2 protein-coding genes are annotated in these 3,990 nt (G+C 62.9%); one reads left to right on the plus strand and one right to left on the minus strand.

The genetic code is table 11. The annotated features are described in order from the left end of the window. Nucleotides 1–3,161, minus strand: a 3,161-nt coding sequence (locus ABX749_RS24790) for a PVC-type heme-binding CxxCH protein (protein ID WP_372898352.1), incomplete at its 3' end; no start/stop codon positions are given. Between the two features lie 191 nt (nt 3,162–3,352). Between ABX749_RS24790 and ABX749_RS24795 the strand changes: the two genes are divergently transcribed. Then, nucleotides 3,353–3,847 carry a hypothetical protein gene (locus tag ABX749_RS24795; RefSeq protein WP_372898353.1) on the plus strand — a complete coding sequence of 165 codons (495 nt, stop codon included), beginning with the start codon at nt 3,353–3,355 and terminating at the stop codon, nt 3,845–3,847. Nucleotides 3,848–3,990: the final 143 nt, after the last annotated feature.

The following is a 3,990-nucleotide window of genomic DNA, read 5'->3' on the forward strand; positions in this document are numbered from 1 at the left end:
ATCGATTCGAGCAGGTAGCGGGCGTCACGCTCTTTCCCGATCACGGTTAGATTGGGGCCTACCTCACCGCCGGCGCGATCGACTTTGTGACAGCGGACACAGGAGAGTTCGGTTTTTCCAAAGAACAGCGTGGCGCCCTGCTCGGGATCGCCTCCGGAAAGAGAATCCAGCCATTTGCCGAGCGGTTGTGATTGGGCCAATTCGGTTCGGTACTCGTCCAACCGCTTTTGTTGTGCGTCATCCAGTCGGCCCTTTGCCGCTTCGATCACGTTCAATTGCACGCGGGCATCCAGGCTGCCGTCGAGGTATTGGTCGACGGCCTGGCGGATCGCCGCGTCCGCCTTGGGGTGCTTTAGCTCGGCCAGGATATCCCATGCCTTTTGCCGCATTCGGGTGTCGGCATTGGCAGTGGACGCGACGAATCGATCGATCGATTTTTCGGCCGCGTGATCGGCCAACACGGACAGACTGGCCAGACCCAATGGGCCACGCGCGTTGTCGACGGGAATCGATTCGGCCAGCCGGACGGCGCTGGTCGCATCCAGACGCGCGAGCGCCGACAGCGCCCGTGCACGTGCGTCGGAACTGCGGCTGGATTCGGCGACTTGCTCGACCAGCGCGCCGGCGATCTTTTTAATTCCCAGTGACGCGGCCACTTCGATCGCTCGAAGTCGCACGTTTTCTGGTGCGACCATCAACAGATCGATTTGCGGTTCCAGGGCGGCTGCGGCCAAGGCGGCGTCGCGTTGATCCAACGGGCGGTAGTCACCCAGGACTCGGTCCAGCGGCCCCGGCGAGCTCCAATTGCCCAGCATCTCGATCGCTTCGATCCGCATCGCTTCACTCGCTTCGGAACGGGTCGCGTAGGTTGCGATCGCGTTGGCCGCTTCGGCGCTGCCGATTCGGTAGTTCGCGTTCAGCACGCGTCTCGCCAATGCTTCGGAATCCAGTGGCTGGCGGATCAAATCCGCCAGCGCGGCGGTTGCAAATTCAATCGGTTTGTCGTGGATCGCTCGTGCGGCCTCCAGCACCACGCGGGGATCCTCATCGTGCAGGAATTTTGCGACCGATCCGCTAGACAATCTTCCTAGTGCGATCGCGCCCAACAGCCGTACCGTGGCATTGGGGTGTTTGGCCAGGGCGGCAATCCGGTCCGCTTTGACGGCCCGCACCAAATACATCGACGCGGCGTGGCGGATCGCCGGATCGTTGGCGTCGGTGGTTGCCGCCTTGGCCAGGACCGCTTCGATCGCCGTGGCATCCTTCAGCCGTCCAAGCGCGTCGATTGCCGCGTACCGCACCCGCGGGTCCTCGCTTTTGAGCGCCGTTTGAGCGGGTTGGGAAGCATCGGTCCAACCCTGTTCGCCGACGATCGCCAACGCCGCGACACACAGGTCTGCGTCGGCGCCCGCGATCAGTTCGATCAAGGTTCGCTTGGCGATCGCATCGGGTTCGTCGCCCGACCCGCTTTGACGCGCGATTTGGTCCAGCCCCCACGCCGCGTGTAAACGTGCCTTGGAGGTTGCATCTGGATCAGCGGCGATCGCGGCCAGCGTCTCGGTCTCGCCGCGGGAGGCAAGTTCCCATTGGCTTTCCAGGCGAATCCGTCGATCGGCATGTCCGATCCATTCGGCCAGGGTTTCCGGTGACAAGCCGTCCCAGTCGCCGGCAAGTCGCTGCTTCACTTCCGCGACAACGGGATCGTCAGCGTGCTCGGGATCACTGATGCGATAGATGCGAGCTTTGCCCAGACCGTCCCACCCGTCGACCCAGTCGCTGACGTACAGCGCCCCATCGGGGCCGAACGCGACGTCGGTGGCCAGGCACGTCCAAATCGGCTGATCATCGGCGACCAGTTTGTACGTCGCGCCGGACGGTTCGACGTTGAAGGAACGAATGCCGCTGTTGCTGGGGCCGCCACGGAAATCGCAGATCAAGAACGTGTCGTCGAGGTGGTCGCCGAATCCGGTGCCGGGGTAGTACGCCAGACCGCTCGGTCCGTCGGTGAAATTGGCCACCGGGGGGATGATCGACGCGGGTTGGTCGGGGTTGGCCGGTTCCCAGATTTTCTCGCGATTGAAGGGACCGCGGTCGCTAAGGTACTGGTAATACATCCGCCAGCCGGTGTCACCGTCTTGCAAGACGTGCACGATGCGGGCTTGGTCGCCGCTGTCGCTGTTGTTGTCGACGGTAAACCAATCGCCGCGATCGTTGAACGCGAGTTCCTGCGGGTTTCGCAACCCACGGGCGAACACTTCCAGTCCGGTGCCGTCCAACTCGCAGCGAAACACGGCGCCGCTGGCCGGGTCGGACAAGACCTCGCCCTCGGCCGTCCGCAGATGGTAGCCGCGGTCTCCGATCGTGAAGTACAGCCGTCCGTCGTAGCCGCGAACCAGTCCATGCAGGTCGTGGCCGCGAAACGCGACCCGGACTCCATAACCGTCCGACAGCACGACGCGTTCATCGGCCTTGCCGTCACCGTCCTGGTCGACCAATTTCCAAAGCTTGGGGATGCAGGTGTAGTAGACAGCGCCGTCGACGGCCAGCACGCCGGCGCCGGTGCCTTCTTCCAATTGATGGAATCCGCTGGCCAGCACCACGCTCTTGTCGGCCACGCCGTCACCGTCGGTGTCGGACAACCGTCGAATCCGGTCGTCGTGCTGGGTGTAGGTCACCGCGGCCTCCCCCAGCAGTCGCTTGTGATAATCGATGCGATCTTGGACCGTCTTGGACGCCAGATCGGCCATCAGCCATTGCTGGTCGTGGCCGCGATTGTCGGTCACGCCACGATTCTGTCGAAAGGTCTCGCACGCATAGAGGTGTCCCTGTCGATCGATGTCAAACGCCACGACGTTGGCGACATCGGGTTCGGCCGCCCAGACGCTGATCGTCCAGCCCTCGGGGATCCGGATGGCGGACATCGCTTCGACCGGCTCTTGCGACGCCTTGGCAATCTCCGGTGGCAACGGCCGGGCCGTTTCAACGTCCGCCGCCCCAACAGTCCTGATTCCCAGCCCGGTCGGTGAGCCCATTCCGATCAGCCAGACCACTCCGGCCAGCACCGCGATCACGCCCAAACGTGATCGGAACGAATGGATTCCGCCAAGCCCGTTTCGAACCGTCAGGCGGCACCACAAGGAACTGCAAAGCTGGAATGTCATGAAATCTAGATCGGGTAGAAACGAAACGGTTGCGGAGGGGCACGACAAACCTAATATCGACACATCATTCAATACGTCAACTCAATGGCTATCTGCCCGCCGGGAAGATCCATTAGAATAGTTGCTTTCCTGTGTCAACGAGCGAGATCGGTTCGGGAAACTCCAACGCCGACACCCTAGTATCATCGTCCATGAATCGAACCGACGACGTTTCACCTTTGAACGACCAGCCCGGACCAACCGAAAACACCGATCCGTCGGCAACCGGGGACGCCCCCTTTGTCGCCAAGCTCGTCGAGCCGGCAGCGGTCGATGGGGCTGCGGCAAGCCTTGCTGTGGAGACGGCGGTCCGCACCGGATCGCCCTTCCGTGTCGATCCGACGGATCTGGAAACGCCGTCCGAACCGGTGAAGAAGCTGACACTTTCGGGCGAGGCAGCCTACGGAGAGTACGGTCCGTTCCTCTACACCGCCATGGGTGCCTCGTCCGCCGCGGTCGTCGTGCTGGTGTTTGCGGCCCTGGGCACGTGGTGGTTTCCCGCCGGAGGTGCCTTGGTCGCCGTGCTCGGGACGGTCTTGTCGATCATCGGCCTGTTCTCCCGACGCCGCTTTCGCTACGCCGCCATCGGCACGTTGCCCCTGCACATGGTGCTGTTCGTCTTGAGCTACGCGCGGTCGTTGGTGTGAAGTGGGTAAGCATCCTGCTTGGGTGGGTCGCAAGCTGGAAGCGTACGCCACTGGCAAGCTGACGCTTGGGTGGGTCGCAAGCTGGAAGCGTACGCCACTGGCAAGCTGACGCTTGTGTGGGTCGCAAGCTGGAAGCGTACGCC

This window comes from Stieleria sp. (assembly GCF_041595215.1).
In the GTDB taxonomy this organism is placed as follows: Bacteria; Planctomycetota; Planctomycetia; order Pirellulales; family Pirellulaceae; genus Stieleria; species Stieleria magnilauensis.